Source organism: Natronococcus sp. A-GB7, from assembly GCF_029688865.1.
Lineage (GTDB): Archaea > Halobacteriota > Halobacteria > Halobacteriales > Natrialbaceae > Natronococcus.
This window is the reverse complement of sequence record NZ_JARUKV010000039.1, coordinates 15,276-31,820: the sequence shown is the minus strand read 5'-3', so window position 1 is coordinate 31,820 and position 16,545 is coordinate 15,276. Positions and strand designations below refer to the sequence as shown.

The window sequence follows — 16,545 nt, the reverse complement described above, 5'->3', positions numbered from 1 at the left end:
AGAATTAGAAATCTGTATAATGAATACTAAGTACGATACTTTTACCACTCATGTTTAACTAATTAGTTTTGGTGATGGATTATCAGTCGATCACATCGGATTAGGATGAGTGTCTGCTCGGAGAAGATGTGCAATCTACCCAAGCAGACAGCGAGTTAAAAGAGGAGCACCTGCTTAATTTTGTCGTCAACAGTCTCGACAAGGAGCTTTCGTTGGATCTCGGAGAGAACGTAGAGGTCACGACAGAGAAGCTGTACGAGGTCCTCGCCGGCGCCAGCGCCGGCGAGACCTCGATCAATCACGTCTGCGAGACGACCGACGCCTGGCCCCACGCCAATACCGTCCGTGGACATCTTACCGATCAATTCGATCTTGATACCGTTGAAGCGGTTGGGAACACGCTCCTTCAACAGGATGTCCTTGAGACGCTTCCGGATCGACCGGTGGAGGTCATCACCGACCTCCACCTCGATCCCTACTACGGTGAGGAGGACGAAACGGAGGCGCTGTACTTCTCCCAGGCGAAACGAGGAACCACCGCCTTTCACGCCTACGTCCACGCTTTACGCGCGGGTGCGCAACAAGCGATATACGCTGGCGGTTCGCCAGCTGGTCTCTGGCGAAACCACCAGCGATGCCCTCGGTGAGTTCCTCGAACTCCTCGACGGCCTTGACCTGCGCGTCAAGGCCGTTTACCTCGACCGCGGATTCTACAACAGCACCTGTCTCGAACTGCTGTATGCGCACAACTACACTTACGTCATGCCACTCGTCAAGTGGGGCGAGACGATTCAAGACGAACTCACCAGAGGCTGGAGTCGCGTGATCGAACACGAACTCGCTGGGCGGGTAACATTCCCTGTGTTCATCGACTGTGTCTACCAGCGAGGACGATACGACGAACACGGGGTGGCGCGTCACGGCTACGCCGTTGACGCGCCGTTCATCGACACCCCACGAGAAGCACGACACCACTACAGCAAGCGCTTCGGTATCGAAGCTAGCTACCGATTAGCCAAGCAGAGCCTCGCGTTGACCAGTTCTCGTGACACTGGGCTTCGGCTGTTGCTGTTCGTCGTGAGCCTGTTGCTACAGAACGTCTGGCGATATCTCCACTGGATGTACGTGGCGGCGCCCCGCCGTGGGGGGCGCCGCCTCTGGGAGTGGTCGTTCACGGAGTTCTGTGAGATGGTGGTTCGTGCTGCCTGGACAGCCCTCGGTGTGCGCAGAGCTGTCCCAGCGAATCAACCACTCGACGACCGGTTCTTCCGGTAGTCTGCCCCCGAGTTGGGGCGACGCTCGTGAGTAGAAACGCTGTCGCGTCGGCGGCGGATCGCCGCCGACAGCGACTGTCCAGTGCCAAAAATCACTGTCACCATCTCTTCGAGACGGTCCGAGCACAGCTCAAGCAGATTCAGCGCCTACTGGACGAGATCGTGCGGCTGTCGATGTGATCGACTGAGTCTGTTCGGGCTACAAGGGACAAGAGCCGCCGCGAAGCAGCCGTTCTCGCGGCGGCTCGTCCAAACTGGCCGCTCACGCTGGCGGGGCCGCCACGGTGATCAGCTGACGCTCGTCGCGGCGTGCCGCGACTCGCTTCGCGTGATCCGCGGCAAACTCGGTATCGACTTCAGCGGTGATCTTGAGCCAGTCATTCAGGAGGCTGAAGACCTCTCCTAGCCACTGGGAGAGGTCTGGACTGACGGACTCCAAGCCTACAGAGAAATGGAGCGTGACCACCGAACAGTCGTACACAAAGAGAGATACGTATCGCCCGACGGCGTCCACATTAACCAAGCTGAGTGCCTCTTTTCACTTGTTCAACCGTGGCTACGGAAGTTCCGCGGCCTGTCCAAGCAGGGCTTGGAACAGGCCGCTCATACCTTCGGCATCGTTCGGTCGCTCAACCTGGCTGGTGAATCCGTCGATTCAACCATTGGTTGTATCGTTATCGGGGGTTTCCGCAGTTCTACATAAGAGCGTAGCAGCTATTCAATGAACCAAAATTATTTATAATACTAACATATATAGATGAAAATGTATTATGGGAAAGTACAATTGTAGCAATCGAATCACGAGAAGAAGCCTCCTGCAGTCTGGAACAGCTCTCGCATCGACTGGTGTTTTGATTCCGTCTGCAGCTGCTGGTAGAAACAATGGATCAGGTGACGATGTTATTGAAAGTGCATTGACAGTTCGGAAAAACACCGGTAGTACCGAACAGTTTAGAAAATTCTTGAAAAACAATGGAGTAAAGGTAGTAACGAAGGATATTGAATATAGTGTGCCAGCATCCGTTGGTAGCGGAGGTGACGAGGCTTCCATTCAAAAATTGAACCAGATGAATTGTGATATCGAACTAACCGTCTTTGGTTCGGGTGATGAAATCGCTGTTGATGCTGCATGGACACATGAAGTAAACTATGATGCGTGGAACAACGAGTCAGGAGAAAAACCCGATGACATTGTTGGCATTTCGTTCGCTGAAGATGATTATGTTCTTGATAGCTGGAGTAGTGGTTCATATACTGAGCGAAAAGAGCACAACCCTTCAGCAATCGCATTCGAATATTGTGATGCTTGCTGTGAACAATACGAAGAGGCGGCTGGTAGCTGCACTCCACAGGGGGAAACTTTTGAGATCGATGACTGGGCTTGGGTTGTGATTTCGGAGAAAACAACTGGGACTAAGGATCATATTTATTTTGACTATCATCATCTGTTTTCAGAGGTTGTTGTGGAGAGTGTGACATACTCTTCAGATGGGGTTAGTGTTACCCTGTCCGAAGAGGAAAATAGTTGGCACATTGATGATCGAATCCACGAAAACAACGCGTAATCTCCAGCCAAAAGCTTATTTTAGACAGTACTTATTTTTAATCATGGGAGAAAATAAAAATAACGATGTTGATAAGAACATGATATTAACCGAGGCGCCTAAGTCAATCATAATCACATTCAAATCGAATTTTATAATATTTATACCATTTGCTATAGTAGCATTTTTGATTTATGGACTTAGGCAAATGATTGACAGATATAGCTGGGATATTACCGCGATTGCATCACAGCTGTTCCCATGGATGTTTGAGCAACAGTATGTCATCCCACCACGAGGTCCTCTGGTCATAGCCATTATTGCTGTATTCACTGTTGGTATTCTCTGGATGCTTGCAATCACCTGTGGAGCGAGCGCGAATTATGTTTTATTATATAAAGGTAATAATCAAAGAGTACTAAGCTCTATCCAAAGTGGGATCACATCCAGTTTACAAGTAGTTGTATACTTAACACTCACGCTTTTATTGACAGTATTGGGTTTATTAGCACTAGTGGTACCCGGAGTATTCATTCTAACTCGGCTCTTTCTTGGAGTGCCAATTATAATATCTGAAAACCAACCAGTTATCAAATCCACCCGTAAAAGTTGGCAATTGACTTCCGGACATGAAGTCACCATAGCTATTATTTTGGCGATTATTGTTCTGAGTGGAATAACGCTATGGCAAATTCCGATAATTGGTCCAATCTTATCGTTTGTTGTTGCTGGATCTCTCAGTATCATTTCCAGTGTTGTGTTTTATGATATGATACAATAATATAGGAAATAATTAGTGATAAATGTATATAAATACTTCTTGTGCCAAGTTCATATATTGATAAATAAATAGTGTAACACTCTACTCGTCTAGAGTTTGCCTCTGATAACGTCAATGAATTGGTCACGACTTCATAATCGAACGCTAAGACGTAGGTGATGTTAGGGAAGTCAGCCACGCTTTTGACCAAGTGAAGCATTTGCTTGATCTCGTCTTGGGTAAGTCGATCAAGATACTCTGTTGAATAGCGTCATTTGAGTCCGATCATCAATTCTGATGGGGTGAATCATTAACTCTCGCCGTATATCCTCTGTTTGGCTTCGCGAAGCTACCCCTCAGAGGGCGCTATCCAACAAAGCAAAGAAGAGCATTTTTTGATATGTTCACATTGTTGTGTCCTGAATCGTTGCGAAATCATCGGCATCTGACTGTTGTATTGATGCTCTATCTTCAGCAGGCGGTTTTTGACATCTACCGGAGAGATTAGTCGTTTCTCTGTTACCTGCTTGACTGTACTCAGCGATTCGAAGAGAAGTGTACGATACACTGCTCGTGATCAATCGTCCGATGTTTTGATCTGGTCGACTGGCACCGTTCGGACTGATTCAAGTGCGGCATGTACGGCGTCCTTATCAGCCGTCGCCTCGAGATACCACTCCCGCCGGTCGGAGTTCTGGTGAATATTCGAGAGCGACTGTCGGGTGACAGGGAGTCCTTCAGCGACAGACCGGTATGACTCGCCGTTGTCGATTCGCTCGAGTGCGTCCCGGAGTTCGAGATATCCCGTTTCGCCGGCGTCGTGGTCTGGATCAATGATCGGCTGAAGGTATCCCTCGTCGTCGCGGCGGAAGCCTACCGGAACTTGCCCTAACCATTTGCCCTGTCGTTGCGCACGGCGCTGTCCAGCCTCGATCCGTCGGATGAGCGTGCGACGCTCCTGCTGGTAGACCATACCGATGATATCAGCAACGAATCGGCCAGTGCCGTCAGGAGTGACTTTTTCGACACTCCCATCCGTGATCACAACAGTCGTCTCGGTGTCTTCGCAGACGTCGAAGAATCGCTGCAGTGTCGCGCCTTTCCTCGAGAGACGACTGATCTCCCAGCACACGACATGCGTATACTCGCCAGCTTCGAGTGCTTCGAGCAGCTCGCTGAACTGCTCACGGTCGTCACTCGCGCCTGATTGACCGAAGTCAGCATACCGATCGACATCCGTGAGGTCGATACCGTTCTCCTGTAGCCACTCGTCGATGCTCTTCCGTTGATGTGCGTCTGTTTGGTTGTCCGTGCTCGCTCGAATGTAGGTTGCGCAGTTCATCTTGTTTTCACCGTGTCTCTTTCAGCGTTAGCAATTAAAGGACAAGACTTGTTTACAGCCTGTAAGCAGGCAAGTGCCTGATTACAGGGGATGTATATACAGAGATCCCAAAGATGTCGACCTCAAGTTGCTCGCAAAAGGTGGGACAGAATAATTGTCGAGCACCGCCGGTATGATCGGCACCGAGCCCGGCGAGGCCGGTCCAATCTATGCACACCAAAATTTCGTTGAACACGTGAACCGTGCATACATCGACGTCGAACCACCCCTCGTGTCGAGACCGCCGCTCCACCGCGGTCATTGCCCGTTTCTCGAGGAGTTCATCCGTTTCAACCGCGCCCTCGAGAACTTCATCGACTCTCCCACATAATGTCATGCTGATGGGTGTTGAGAACTCTTTCGGGCGAGGCGAACAGGTCCTATTACCACGACAACGCCGGTCGCTATGATTGCGACGAGACTCGAGGCCAGCAGCAGCGGCTCGTAGCCGACGCCGACGGAGATCGCCAATCCGGCGAACGCGATCGGACCGGTGGTCCGCCCGAGGAACGTGGTGCTGTTTCGGAGGCTCATTGCGCCAGCCAGATATTCGGTGCTCGCGCGGTCGCTCACCGCGGCGTCGACGACCGGCATCAGCAGGCCGACGCCGACGCCGACAACTACGACTGCGACGGTCGTCACAAATAATCCGGTCGCAACCCACGCGGCGGCGAAGCCGACCGCGTAACAGGCAAACCCGAGCGCGATCAGCCACTCGTTCGAGAGCGAGCGGGACAGTCGACCGCTCGCGGCAGCAGCTACCATCGACGCGGTTCCGGCTACGAGAATCACGCCCCCGATCACGACCGGCGCGAACGCCGCTGCGAGGACGAACGGCATCGCCGTGAAGACCACGCCGAACAGCAGGAACTCGGTGAGGAAAGCAACGGCGAACAACACCAGTAACGGCGGCGCCAGGACTGTCCGGGTCGCATCCACAAGATACGCGATTCCGCGCCCGCCGGCGGAACGGTGTGGTTCCTCGAACGTCACCTGTGCGAACACGGCGATCGGGATCGCCGCAAGGTAGGTGAGAAATGGTGCGTTCCACGCGATCCCCACCAGCATGCCGCCGAGTACCGGAAACAGGGCGGCGGTGGCTGAGAGAACGGCGACGTTCGCCCCCAATACGGCAGTTCGCTGGGCACCGTCGAACGAGTCGCCGACGATCGTCACGGTGGTGATGAAGATTGCCGCGGCGGCGGTTCCCTGGGCGATTCGAAGCGCAAGCAGAGTTTCGAACGTCGGCGCGGCTGCCATGGCGCCGCCCAGGATGCCGAACGCCAGTAGCCCCGCGACGAGCACTCGCTTCCGACCGATCCGGTCGGCGAGGATGCCGATAAACGGCGATAGAACGATGCCGACGATAAAGTAGGTGCTTACGAGCAGGCTCGCCTGGGCGTCGGTGATTCCGAATACGTCACGAAACACCGGCAGTGCGGGGCTGATGAGCGGCACGCCGAGCGGTGCGAGCGCCGTACTTGCCAGCACGATCTGGACGGTTCGGGAGCGCCACGGGACGGTCGCAGCCGGCTCGTCGATGGCTCCCGCACGTGCGGTACGGTCGATTTCTTCGTCCGTGTCGGCAGTTTGGTGGTCCATGCTGAGACGAAGGCGGCCGAGAGCCGTGTAGTCATTTTCTGACAGTGATGGTTCCGCTCGAGCATGCATCCACCACCCCAGAGGTGTCTCATCGCTTGCGACAGGAATAGGCTCGTGAGACGCCTACGCTCCAGTAGCCGATCGGCGGTCAGGTGAGTACAATGACACAGTCCGTTCTTGACGAAATCCTAGAAACGACCCTCGAGGTGGATTCGAATCCGGTCTCGGCCTACGAACTCGGATCGCGGCTGACCTCCGACGAACTCCTTGACGTGATCCGGCACCGTGAAGTCCTCGAGGTGCTGGCGACTGAACCGCTCGACAGGATCGATCTCGAGGCCCGACTCGACGTCTCGCGGGCGACGAGCCATCGGTTCACGCGCTGGTTGGACGACCACGATCTCGCGACGCGGGTTGACAACCGGTTTACGCTGACCGGTAAGGGACAGGCGTATACCGACGCGGTGGTCCGACTCGAACGCGACTTGCGAGCGGCGACGGTGCTTGCCCCGCTGCTCGAGTCGATCTGTAAATCCCACCGGGAGTTCGTCGTCGCTCCGTTCGCCGACGGGACGGTCACCACAGCGACGCCTGAAGACCCGTATGCGCCGATGACGCGATTTGCCCAGTTGCTAGGCGAGAGCGACACCCTCCGCGGGTTCAATACGACCCACATGCTCCCACTCGAATTGGGTGCGGGCTCAGAGAACCCCTTCAAGGGTCCCGAGACCGACCTCATCTACCTGCCCGACGTCGTCGACAGCCTCTTCGAGACCCACCCCGAGCAGGTCCGCGACGCCATCGACGCGGGCCATCTAACGCTTCGAACCCGCGAGGCGCTTCCATACGGACTCGCCATCTTCGACGATCGGGTCGGCGTCGCCAGCTACGACGAGGATACCGGGACGATGCGCGTATTCGTCGACTCCGATTCTGCGATCGCTCGCGGCTGGGCCGAGCGCATCTTCGAGGCGTACCGGGATCGGTCGGAACCGATCGACGACCACGACCATGTCGAGACGGACTGAGTGGGTCCTCGAACCGTCTCTCGCGGAACAATGACGATCGTCTACACCCGTTCCCTCGTTGAGGATCCCGACAAGCTCGAGGTCATGGTCGGCACAGTACTCCCGAGTGTCTTCTTTTTGACCGGTGATCGAACGGTCAGACTCTTGGGAGAGCGAAATCCGCGGGATGTAGTTCGCACAGCCTTCCCAGAGAAATGCGGTGCATCGGATCAAGTAGTACCGGTCTGGTAAATCATAGGGCAGTTCAAAAAACTCGCTACAACGACAGTCATTTTACTATGAATTCTGAAATTCGAGTTATTCACACCGCTGAACAGCCGTTATGAGTTGGCTTTTTGGAAGCCACTCATCGGAGAGGCTAGGAAGGTTATCTCGGTTGCTAAACTTTTGATAGTGTTCTCGAAGACGCTTCTCTGACCGTTCGTGGCGGTCGGTATCGGCCTCTGTATTTGCAACCCCCTTTTCGAGTGAGTGAATCTTATGTGCGAGTTGCAGCAATGGCTGGGCCGCTGCGGACTCTTTGAACAGAATTGCGTCCTCGGTCTCTCTGGAGACGTATCCAACGAACATGGTGGATGTAGTTCTATCCTTGGACCCAACCTTCTCGATGGCTAACCACTCCGGCAGTTGAATAAAAAGCTCACCGGTATCAAGGAGCCCTAACAATTGCCATAGTTGGCGGGTCTTCTGTTCATTGAGAAGTCCCCGTTCCCGAGCATCTTCGAGAGAGACATCGTAGTCGGTGAGGGTATCTGAATGCCACTCACGGGCAAATGAGTCGTAATCGGCGAATTCGGTAATCAGGTTAGCCACTCCGTTACAAGAGCGGGTACAAACATATTAATATCCCCACTGGCTCTGACAACTGTTCTAATCCAGAGACTGCGAAATGCCTGGAGTCGGCGTGCTCTATCCAGGCTCTGTAGCCATCGTCCGTTCCGTGGTGCCCTGGGCGTAAATACCCATCACGGGACTATACAACCGAGTCAGGAATAGATTCGCATTTCGTGTTTGGCACTGACTCGGTATGTCTTTGTCGTGTATTACCGTACGCCAATAAAACGTCGGTGTCGATCGGGTAGCCGGGCTCAGCGCTGAGAGTCTCGGAGGATCAGCGGTCCGATCGCGAGGGTCCGCTTTGCGGTCGTCGCGACTCGCATGATGTAGGAGGTCAGCAGGAAGAACGGCACGAGCGTGATCGTGAAGGTAATCGCAACGACCCAAAGCAGCGTTTCGACCCCGAGGATCATCCCAGTGAACGTCGTCGCGTCGACGAACGTCAGCATCAGCCCTGAGACCAGCAGCGCCGGGATCGCGGCATAGAGGATGTACAGCGAGAGGTTGATCAGTTCCCACTGGAAGTACAGCGTCTTGATGTGCTCTCGAGCGGGACCGAACATCGCAAAGGAAGTCCGGAGATCCTCGAGGGCGTCGCGTTGTTCCTCGTCAATGTCGTCCTCGTAGTCCGCGAGCAGGCGTTCGATCTGGAAGATGTTCCAGGAGTAGTTATAGTCCATCGAGGCGTGAACGACGCTGAAGGTGCCAAATTTCGCGCCGTCGAGCTTCTCGCGGACGGTCTCGGCGTTGCCGGTGATGCTGTCGACGAATTCGTTGACCTCGTCTCTGAGGTCTTCATTGTCCGTCGACTCCATAGCCTCATCAAGGGTATTCGCGCGCTGCTGGGTCGCGTCGATGATCTCTCGGAGGAACGCCGACGGATCGGCCGGTGCCGGCTTGTCGGTAAGCTCCTTGATGTAGTCCCGGAAGTCCAGCGTTTCGCTCATCCGGGTTCGCTGCTCGCCGAGCGGGCCGTTTTCCTGGGAGATGATCAGCTGGCTAATGGTGACGACGAGGGTGACGCCCGTGATCAGCGCGCCGATCATCTGCGCGTACAGCGATTCGATGACGCCCGGGTCCTGAAGTAGGTCCGAGAGCGTCGGTTCGAGGAGGCTCCCGAGCATGAACAGTCCGAAGAACGCTGCCGTGAGCACGCCGGTGACGAGCTGTCGGTTCGCGCCGAGGAGCAGCCAGAGCTTGAGCTTGCTCTCGTCAGCCCGCTCGCGCATCGTGTCCGCAGTGCTGATCTGATCGTCGTCCTCCTCGCTACTCATCGCCGCCACCGTCTGCCGGCTGCTTAAACACGAGGTACTTGGTACCACCGCCGGTGTACTCGATCGTACTGACGAACTCCCAGCCCTCCTGCCCATACTCGTTGAGAAGTTCCTTTGGATCGCTTGCTTCCTCCATCGTCGCCTCGCGGGGTGGCCGGACTGTCTCGTACTTCCAGACGGTTCCTCGGTCCGTCGTCATACTCGTATACCGACGATTCGGCAAAAAAGGGTTCGCGTTACTACTCGTTGGCGGTGACTCAAGAATTGGTCAACTGCACGGACTCAGAACCGAACGGCAACTACTTGTCGTTGACGAGGGTGTCTATGTTGGCCTTGAGTAGGGCTTTCACGCCGGTCGCTATTACCCGCTGGTGGCGATCTAGGTATCCGGCTGCCTCGAGGTTGAGATCGACGAAAGGATCTACCGGAACACGGCGATCCACGCCCCCGCCGGTGAGACCCATCCCGCCGGCGAAGTGTATCTGTGGGCGAAGTGCCTGGATAGCACTTCCGACATTAATCTCAAGGAGCGCAACGCCTCTCCAGAGGTTGATCTCCAGGAATGCGAGCTCGAAATTCATTCCGGTGACGGTGTCCCGCTGCTCTGCGCGGCCATCGTCGACGGACCAAACGAAACGCTTGGGAACTCGCTGTGCCTGAAACTCGATTCGGATGATCGCGACCGATGACTGAGTGTTGGCGCTGTGGAACCGAGACGTTATGATGGACTTCGAAGACGATCCGCTGTGCGAGCGGTGTGTTGACTGGTTCGCGGACAATGGCAGACCTATGATGGTGGCCAATACCCACTTGGAGAGTGAGATTTCTAGCTCCTACACCCCGCATGCAAAGTGAAAACACACCTTCAATTCCTATCCGAAAGGCCGACGTAGTCGGCGGCTGAATCCGACGACAACGCTGTCGAGATCGACGAGTGTCCGTCCCCCGACTGCTCGAGGCCTTCGGCGTTCGAGAGGAGTTCACCGAGCACATCAACAGCGAGCACGCCGGCGAGTACCAGCGCGAGGATTGCCTGATGTGCCGGCTGGTCGGCAGGCTCGACGCGATCGCGACGGCGTGGATGACGAGGAGTGACCGCATCTTTATATCGGAAGTCGCGGCCAGCGACAGTCATCCCTCTGGATGATCGCGAAGCCGACCTGCTAATCGCTGTCGCACTGGCTCGATTCTCAGTCGACTACGAACGCGTCGACCCAGAATTCGCCAAGCGGGCCTAGCAGCTCACCTAATTCACGGAAACACGAGACTGGTTGGAGAAGAGAAGCTGTCGTCATCGCCAACATCGGGTGTATCAAGCACTGCTCGGATCTCATCGAATCGTTCGCCTCGTTCTATTCTCTGTGTCTCCGGCTTCCAATGAATGAATCCTAGATCATCCAGTTTGGGGAGGTGGCTATGATACAGTACGATCTGATTTTGTTCCCACTGGCTTGCAACGACTAGGTTCTCATCGGCGAGACTATCCAGATCAATTCCGTCCTCGTGCTCGAGTAGGGTACTCAACACCTGTCGTCGGAGAGCCTTCGACAAGGCTCTAGAAGCCTCGTCTGACATACAGTATCATGGCTCTCGGAAGAGGATAGATCGAAGGCCTGCACATGCGAATCTGAGTCCATAGATTCTGCATAGTCGTCCACCTTCCTCTCACGAATTGAGCGCTCGAGTATCCAACCACTCGATATAGTCCATAAATTCATACCCGAAGAACTAGCGACACCTCTGGACGAATATAAGGGCAAACGCGGTACTCATCCGTTCGATTCATCGACTCTATACCAATATAAACCTCACTAAAATACCGGTATGATAATCCATGCCAACCAATTATCCACTGTCGGTGTATCAATAAGTGGAAGTAAATGAGTTCAAAGTCTTCAATGGAGTCTCACCCCATTAGCATACGCGTCGTCGAACAAGTCGCAGAGCGGTCAAACAAGGACCCTATCGAATTACCGCCGCTCCAATCGTATGTGAATGTGGATGCGCTCGACGCATTATTTAAATCTTCCCAACTTGACCTTCAAAATTCCGCACAAATTCAGTTCCAGTACGTTGGATATGATGTTACGATTTTACTTGAAGACTCTACTGAGATATCGATAGCGGAGTCTGACTGATACAAGAAGTGCCGATTTGGGCCTTCTAACGCACAGATAACGTTGGCAGATACAATCCTACCGTCCAGGTACTGCAATTGCAACACTGTAGTTCGACAGGAGTCGAAACGTGTTGGCCAGAAGATATATATGGCCCGGTATTGTCGTGTGGGCTGATGTCATGGGCCAAGGGTAATAAGTCTCGACAAAAGATAGAATCAGCCTGCAAATTGGATGAAGCACTTACTCTCTTTAGCAACAACCTCCGACGACAACTTCTCGAATCGTTAAGCAAGAATACTACAGAGAAGACCGAGGCTGTTGCTCTTGAAGATATAGAGTGGAAAACTGAATATACAGAATCGGTATTACTCGAGTTGCATCATACTCATCTTCCAAAGTTGAGCACAGTAGGATATATTGAGTGGGAGGAAGAGGCTGGGGAGGTTCGACGGGGACCGAACTTTGACGAAATCGAACCGCTAACGGTACTGGTTGATGAACACCGAGACAAGCTTCCTGGGTCACCGTCCTGAATCTCGAGTCATGGGCTCCTACGAACAGTCGACAGTACGACTCCGCTCTGTATCAACGTTTAGGTGTGGGGCGCGGGCTTCGGGCTGTTAGTCGGCAACGACCCTGAGTAGGGTTGTCGAGCCCCGTATCGGGGCTTCGCAACGAGACTACCGCAGGTGCTGTGGTACCAGCCTACCTATTGATAGAGGCCCCCCTCGGAAATTGGATCAGTTTTCCACTCCATCGTTCCTTTAAGTGATTCTGGCCACAAGGTAGAGCTATGACGGGAAGCCGTTCTCTCGTGTTTTCAATTCAGTAGCGTAGGCTGTCCTGGCTCTCAAAAAGGTCTCATCGATGAGCCCCAGATGACGACAGCGACGGTACCCTTGGAAAGCAAGTCCATGTGACATCCTCCTCGCGGTAAACGGCGAGGCTTCCCACGCATGGGGAATACCAGTTAGTCGTCGCTGGTAGAGGGTTTCGACTCTTCGTAGGCCGTGAGCTTCATCTGCGCTTGTACGCTCTTCTCATGGTGAGTCGTGACGGTGTCACAACCGCGCCCATCCCGTGGCGAGTCATCGCGTTCCGCCTTGTCAAGCGGGACGCTCTCTCCCCACGGGTCAATCCGTCGTGCGATATTCGCGGAAGCGTTGATGTCGGCCTGAAACGACGAAACGTGGCAGCCATCGTTCGGACACCGAAACTCGGCTTGGGAGTCCCGCCGACCGATGTGGTGGCACGAGTGGCACGTCTTCGAGGTGTATGCTGGGTTCACGTACTCGATCGGGATACCTGCTTCCGTCGCCTTGTCTTCGATGCGCCCTTGGAGCCGGGCGAACGCCCACGAGTGAAGGCGACGGTTCATGTACTTCCCGCAGTCGAGTCGTTCTCGGATGTACGTCAAATCCTCCATCACCAATACCGGATTCTCAAACTGTCGGGCGTACTCGACGGCCTGTCGAGACGCCTTCTCCACGATGTCAGTGAGCGCGTTCTGGTAGTGCGAGAAGCGATCTTCAATCCGCCACTCGGATGCGTCACGCTCTTGGAGGCGTTTCAGGGTGGTGTGCATCTCTTTTCGGAGATGCTTCGCTCTACTTCCGCTACACACGAACGGGTCAGTCGGAGAACCGTCCTTGAGGGCACAGCCCGTGATGAGGGCGGTTTCTCCGATGTCTAAGCCGATGTGCGTGGCGTCACCGTCTGTCGTTGGTTCATCGACCGGGTACTCGATGGTGACGTGCAGTACCCAGTTCTTCCGGTGCTTCTGAAGCCGTATCTCGCCTGCCTTCGCGTCTTCCGATACGAGGTCGTGCCAGAGGTCTTCCTGCTCGGGGTTGATGCGGAGCGGTATCCAGAAGTTCGTGCCTCGACCGGGACGGGGAACCCACCATGTGAACTCGTATTCACGCTCGTCGGAGTGGTCGAACTTCGCAGCTTGATTCGTGAGTCGCACCGGGTGTTCGTCGTCCAACCCCTTGGCGTTGTACGTCTTGCGGAGTTTCGGGACGTAGTTGCACAGGGCAGCTTTCGCTTGATACGGAAGCTCGTAGGGCGTCACGATATCGCTCACTGACGACATGGTGCTTGCCCCGGCGTCGAACGCCTCTTGCAGACCGTCACGGTAGGTTTCGAGTAGGTCGTTGAGTTTCGACTGCTTGTGGGCTGTCGGTGGGGCGAACGTCGCTTGAATCGTCTTAGTTATCGTCGTCACTGGTGTCTAATCCTTTCTCGATTAGTTCAGCGTAGGCGCGAGGATGTCGGATGCCATTGTCGCGGGCGTAGTCTTTTACTCGTTCATGGAGGTCGCTCCCCCGCTCCATATCGATTTCAGTTCGCACAATCATTTGTACGTTTTCTTGGCACTAATAGGTTCCGTTTGGTATTCAGACTGGTGTAGTCTGTGGGTTGCGTAGTCAAGTGACGCGATTCACGCCCGCCGTAAACGGCGGGATTCTCTCGCTGTTTAAAGATAGAAGGTGTCAGAGAACGGCTCGTATATCCCTCCTAGAATACCCGGCGAGCGGTACGTACAGACAAAAGACAGACCAATCTCATTGTCCATGGTTCTTTACCCGCTCACCGAGTATAGCTCATAATGGCTTCAGACAATGAGCAGAACGATCAGTTGGTCACAATTTTACTGGTTGAGCCAAATCCCGGGGATACGCGCCTCTTTACGGAATCATTCAAGGACGCAGAACTGAAGAACGACCTCTACACCGTCTCCGATGCTGACGCCGCCCTTGATTTCGTCAACCAGCGTGGCGAGTATACGGATCATCCGCGTCCTGACTTCATCCTGCTCGAGCCGAAATTACCCGGAAAAAGCGGCATAGACGTATTGACCGAACTGGATGATGAGCCCACATTGCGTGAGATTCCTGTCGTCGTACTCATGAGTTCGAAAATGGGCAAGGACATCGTCAAATCGCACGGGCTTGATGCGGATCACTACGTCCAAAAACCAGTCGAACCAGAGGATTATATCGAATTCGCACAGGAAATCGAGGGGTTTTGGATGGCGCTCGTTCAAGAGGAGTCGACAGATAACTGAGTTTCCTACTGCTGACTCGATATACGAGTCTTTGAGCACGACTCGAAGACAGTACGAACTACACCGCGTTCAATTCGCACTGTCTCTGTATCGGCTTTTTCAGCTCGTAGCTTCTGTCGATATCGCATTTCAACGTCCGGCTGCCTACGCTCGCGATCGCCTCTTGACTATACAAGAGGGTACAAACATATATGAGGACAAGGCGCGAACGTTGCTGATAGAGGTGTTCAGTATGTCCGAGCCTCCGCGCGATGGGGTTCAGTCATGGACCGAGTCGACGAGCGCCCGCGAACGCATTCGGGCCGTTGCCGAAACGCTTCGCGAACCCCGTTCAATCAACTGGATCAGTGAGCAGGCGGAGGCCGCCTGGAGTACGACCAACGAGGAACTCCAGGATCTTGTTGACCAGGGACAGCTGCGCCGCGTCGAGGCTGGCGAGACGACACTCTATCAGCCGGATTATACGCGACTGCTCTTCGAGGAAATCCGCACGCTCATCGAGGAGAACACGCGCGAAGAGCTTCGTAACGAATTGGCCGCGATCACCGAGGAGATCGAGGAGTGGCAGGCGACCTACGATGTCGAGACGTGGGAGGATCTTGAACAGTCGCTCGCCGACGGCGACCTTGGAAGTGCCGAGCTCCGCGAACGCCGCGACGTCATCGCGTTCTGGCGCGAGAACGAGGAGGATCGCCGACTCATCAAGCACGCACTGGAACTCTACTCTGACGTTGAAGCCGCTCGCGAACAGATGACCGACGTGACCGACCGCGCCACGAGCTAATCCTCTCCTCACACAGAATGATCTTTCTTGCCGGCCGCGACCGCTATACACAGCGAACCCTCCTCCAGGACATTCACGACCGGTTGACAAGGCAGGCAGGGTGTGATAACGCGCGGTATCACCCGTCTCGACGACGACCGCGGTACGTCATCACGGATGTTGATCCGACCACGTTCCTGAGTGACTCCTACGACGCGGAGACTGCACGACTGGAGATTCGCTTCTGGTACCCCGCCGGCGTTGACCACGAATATTATCGCATCAACTGGGTCGAACCAGAGCGGAACCTGATGCTTGGCTTCCATCAGGACGCCGATCATCCGGATCTCGGGCCCTGCCACATCCAACTTAATTATGAAGATACGCCTGTCGATCGGCATCGCGCGACGTTTCTCGATGCGCATCCACTCGCCATCCTCGATGACCGACTACAGCAGTTCACAACGGCGGTAGAGGCGATCCAATGGGAGGATGGGACGCCCTCGCTTCCTACTTGGCCGAGGTGAACAGCGAGTCGTGAGGTTGCTCTCATCTCTATTTCAGTAGATGTGCGTATCGACCGATCAAAGGAACCTACTAGAACTACTATTGTTGCTTTTAATAGCTATAGGCAATTGATCATATGTAACATTTTTCTATAGGGCGGGTGTCGGGTGGCGTAATATGACTAAATCGACCGGAGACGACATCTCAAACGACATTTCGAGTCGATTCGAACTCCTTCAGGTTCTAATCGAAAACTCACAAGAAGCTGATGAATGTGTATTATTTCCAGAAAATGCAACAGACGAAGAGCTACAGACGATGTGGGTTCGTGCTGAGGAAGGTTCGTATATCCATCCGAAAGACGCTCAGTAGATTTCCTGTACGT

Annotated in this window: 18 protein-coding genes and 2 pseudogenes; 11 read left to right on the top strand and 9 right to left on the bottom strand. The window is 54.4% G+C overall.

The features are described 5' to 3' along the window. The first annotated feature begins 128 nt into the window (after window positions 1-128). The 4 genes and pseudogenes from QA609_RS22810 to QA609_RS22795 all read left to right on the top strand — a co-directional run bounded on the left by QA609_RS22810 (window position 129) and on the right by QA609_RS22795 (window position 3,599). Window positions 129-1,275 (top strand): annotated as a pseudogene (locus QA609_RS22810) (ISH3 family transposase). A gap of 187 nt (window positions 1,276-1,462) precedes the next feature. Next, a pseudogene (locus tag QA609_RS22805) lies at window positions 1,463-1,977 on the top strand (IS1595 family transposase); the annotation flags it as partial. Window positions 1,978-2,044: 67 nt separating this feature from the next. Then, window positions 2,045-2,839, top strand: coding sequence for a hypothetical protein (locus QA609_RS22800; protein WP_278304920.1), 795 nt, complete (start codon window positions 2,045-2,047; stop codon window positions 2,837-2,839). 43 nt (window positions 2,840-2,882) lie between these two features. Next, window positions 2,883-3,599 carry a hypothetical protein gene (locus QA609_RS22795; RefSeq protein WP_278304919.1) on the top strand — a complete coding sequence of 239 codons (717 nt, stop codon included), beginning with the start codon at window positions 2,883-2,885 and terminating at the stop codon, window positions 3,597-3,599. Window positions 3,600-4,155: 556 nt separating this feature from the next. On the opposite strand, the gene QA609_RS22790 is transcribed toward QA609_RS22795, so the two are convergent. Continuing rightward, window positions 4,156-4,920, bottom strand: a complete 765-nt coding sequence (locus QA609_RS22790; RefSeq protein WP_278304918.1) for a recombinase family protein — start codon at window positions 4,918-4,920, stop codon at window positions 4,156-4,158. Window positions 4,921-5,092: 172 nt separating this feature from the next. Between QA609_RS22790 and QA609_RS22785 the strand changes: the two genes are divergently transcribed. Further along, window positions 5,093-5,290 (top strand): hypothetical protein, encoded by a 198-nt coding sequence (locus QA609_RS22785; RefSeq protein ID WP_278304917.1) that lies wholly within the window; start codon window positions 5,093-5,095, stop codon window positions 5,288-5,290. Between the two features lie 2 nt (window positions 5,291-5,292). Here QA609_RS22785 and QA609_RS22780 read toward each other — a convergent pair whose 3' ends face one another. Next, complete coding sequence (locus tag QA609_RS22780) at window positions 5,293-6,561, bottom strand: MFS transporter (RefSeq protein ID WP_278304916.1); 1,269 nt, start codon at window positions 6,559-6,561, stop codon at window positions 5,293-5,295. 161 nt (window positions 6,562-6,722) lie between these two features. Here QA609_RS22780 and QA609_RS22775 point away from each other — a divergent pair, with 161 nt between their 5' ends. After that, window positions 6,723-7,589, top strand: coding sequence for a transcriptional regulator (locus QA609_RS22775; RefSeq protein WP_278304915.1), 867 nt, complete (start codon window positions 6,723-6,725; stop codon window positions 7,587-7,589). 297 nt (window positions 7,590-7,886) lie between these two features. Here the strand turns inward: QA609_RS22775 and QA609_RS22770 are convergent, their stop codons facing one another. From QA609_RS22770 to QA609_RS22755, 4 genes are all read right to left on the bottom strand, one after another. Continuing rightward, a complete protein-coding gene (locus tag QA609_RS22770; RefSeq protein ID WP_278304914.1) occupies window positions 7,887-8,402 on the bottom strand; it encodes a hypothetical protein in 516 nt (171 codons plus the stop codon). A gap of 275 nt (window positions 8,403-8,677) precedes the next feature. Beyond that, a complete protein-coding gene (locus QA609_RS22765; protein ID WP_278304913.1) occupies window positions 8,678-9,700 on the bottom strand; it encodes a hypothetical protein in 1,023 nt (340 codons plus the stop codon). Next, on the bottom strand, window positions 9,693-9,899 hold the full coding sequence (locus QA609_RS22760; RefSeq protein ID WP_278304912.1) for a DUF4177 domain-containing protein: 207 nt from the start codon (window positions 9,897-9,899) through the stop codon (window positions 9,693-9,695). The genes QA609_RS22765 and QA609_RS22760 overlap by 8 nt, the downstream gene beginning before the upstream one ends. A gap of 100 nt (window positions 9,900-9,999) precedes the next feature. Continuing rightward, entirely contained in the window at window positions 10,000-10,281 is a 282-nt protein-coding gene (locus QA609_RS22755) for a hypothetical protein (protein ID WP_278304911.1), read from the bottom strand. Between the two features lie 353 nt (window positions 10,282-10,634). On the opposite strand from QA609_RS22755, the gene QA609_RS22750 reads away from it, so the two are divergent. Further along, window positions 10,635-10,847, top strand: coding sequence for a hypothetical protein (locus tag QA609_RS22750; RefSeq protein WP_278304910.1), 213 nt, complete (start codon window positions 10,635-10,637; stop codon window positions 10,845-10,847). 104 nt (window positions 10,848-10,951) lie between these two features. Here the strand turns inward: QA609_RS22750 and QA609_RS22745 are convergent, their stop codons facing one another. Continuing rightward, on the bottom strand, window positions 10,952-11,275 hold the full coding sequence (locus QA609_RS22745; protein ID WP_278304909.1) for a hypothetical protein: 324 nt from the start codon (window positions 11,273-11,275) through the stop codon (window positions 10,952-10,954). A 718-nt stretch (window positions 11,276-11,993) separates the two neighbouring features. Between QA609_RS22745 and QA609_RS22740 the strand changes: the two genes are divergently transcribed. After that, the gene (locus tag QA609_RS22740; RefSeq protein ID WP_278304908.1) at window positions 11,994-12,353 is read left to right on the top strand and encodes a transcriptional regulator; all 360 of its coding nucleotides are present in this window, start codon (window positions 11,994-11,996) and stop codon (window positions 12,351-12,353) included. A gap of 437 nt (window positions 12,354-12,790) precedes the next feature. Here the strand turns inward: QA609_RS22740 and QA609_RS22735 are convergent, their stop codons facing one another. Then, entirely contained in the window at window positions 12,791-14,047 is a 1,257-nt protein-coding gene (locus QA609_RS22735) for a transposase (protein WP_278304907.1), read from the bottom strand. 384 nt (window positions 14,048-14,431) lie between these two features. Here QA609_RS22735 and QA609_RS22730 point away from each other — a divergent pair, with 384 nt between their 5' ends. Together QA609_RS22730 and QA609_RS22725 are read left to right on the top strand one after the other, a co-directional pair. Continuing rightward, window positions 14,432-14,890 carry a response regulator gene (locus QA609_RS22730; RefSeq protein ID WP_278304906.1) on the top strand — a complete coding sequence of 153 codons (459 nt, stop codon included), beginning with the start codon at window positions 14,432-14,434 and terminating at the stop codon, window positions 14,888-14,890. 232 nt (window positions 14,891-15,122) lie between these two features. Beyond that, entirely contained in the window at window positions 15,123-15,674 is a 552-nt protein-coding gene (locus QA609_RS22725) for a hypothetical protein (RefSeq protein ID WP_278304905.1), read from the top strand. A gap of 8 nt (window positions 15,675-15,682) precedes the next feature. On the opposite strand, the gene QA609_RS22720 is transcribed toward QA609_RS22725, so the two are convergent. Beyond that, window positions 15,683-16,078: a hypothetical protein gene (locus QA609_RS22720; protein WP_278304904.1), complete on the bottom strand. Its 396-nt coding sequence runs from the start codon at window positions 16,076-16,078 to the stop codon at window positions 15,683-15,685. Window positions 16,079-16,337: 259 nt separating this feature from the next. Here QA609_RS22720 and QA609_RS22715 point away from each other — a divergent pair, with 259 nt between their 5' ends. Beyond that, window positions 16,338-16,532, top strand: a complete 195-nt coding sequence (locus tag QA609_RS22715; RefSeq protein ID WP_278304903.1) for a hypothetical protein — start codon at window positions 16,338-16,340, stop codon at window positions 16,530-16,532. Window positions 16,533-16,545: the final 13 nt, after the last annotated feature.

What these genes read in the sequence shown, in the direction of transcription:
- QA609_RS22800 (WP_278304920.1), top strand. Translation starts at nt 2,045, where the DNA reads ATGGGAAAGTACAATTGTAGCAATCGAATCACGAGAAGAAGCCTCCTG.
- QA609_RS22795 (WP_278304919.1), top strand. Translation starts at nt 2,883, where the DNA reads ATGGGAGAAAATAAAAATAACGATGTTGATAAGAACATGATATTAACC.
- QA609_RS22790 (WP_278304918.1), bottom strand. Translation starts at nt 4,920, where the DNA reads ATGAACTGCGCAACCTACATTCGAGCGAGCACGGACAACCAAACAGAC.
- QA609_RS22785 (WP_278304917.1), top strand. Translation starts at nt 5,093, where the DNA reads ATGATCGGCACCGAGCCCGGCGAGGCCGGTCCAATCTATGCACACCAA.
- QA609_RS22780 (WP_278304916.1), bottom strand. Translation starts at nt 6,561, where the DNA reads ATGGACCACCAAACTGCCGACACGGACGAAGAAATCGACCGTACCGCA.
- QA609_RS22775 (WP_278304915.1), top strand. Translation starts at nt 6,723, where the DNA reads ATGACACAGTCCGTTCTTGACGAAATCCTAGAAACGACCCTCGAGGTG.
- QA609_RS22765 (WP_278304913.1), bottom strand. Translation starts at nt 9,700, where the DNA reads ATGAGTAGCGAGGAGGACGACGATCAGATCAGCACTGCGGACACGATG.
- QA609_RS22760 (WP_278304912.1), bottom strand. Translation starts at nt 9,899, where the DNA reads ATGACGACGGACCGAGGAACCGTCTGGAAGTACGAGACAGTCCGGCCA.
- QA609_RS22755 (WP_278304911.1), bottom strand. Translation starts at nt 10,281, where the DNA reads ATGAATTTCGAGCTCGCATTCCTGGAGATCAACCTCTGGAGAGGCGTT.
- QA609_RS22745 (WP_278304909.1), bottom strand. Translation starts at nt 11,275, where the DNA reads ATGTCAGACGAGGCTTCTAGAGCCTTGTCGAAGGCTCTCCGACGACAG.
- QA609_RS22740 (WP_278304908.1), top strand. Translation starts at nt 11,994, where the DNA reads ATGTCATGGGCCAAGGGTAATAAGTCTCGACAAAAGATAGAATCAGCC.
- QA609_RS22730 (WP_278304906.1), top strand. Translation starts at nt 14,432, where the DNA reads ATGGCTTCAGACAATGAGCAGAACGATCAGTTGGTCACAATTTTACTG.
- QA609_RS22725 (WP_278304905.1), top strand. Translation starts at nt 15,123, where the DNA reads ATGTCCGAGCCTCCGCGCGATGGGGTTCAGTCATGGACCGAGTCGACG.
- QA609_RS22720 (WP_278304904.1), bottom strand. Translation starts at nt 16,078, where the DNA reads ATGCGCATCGAGAAACGTCGCGCGATGCCGATCGACAGGCGTATCTTC.
- QA609_RS22715 (WP_278304903.1), top strand. Translation starts at nt 16,338, where the DNA reads ATGACTAAATCGACCGGAGACGACATCTCAAACGACATTTCGAGTCGA.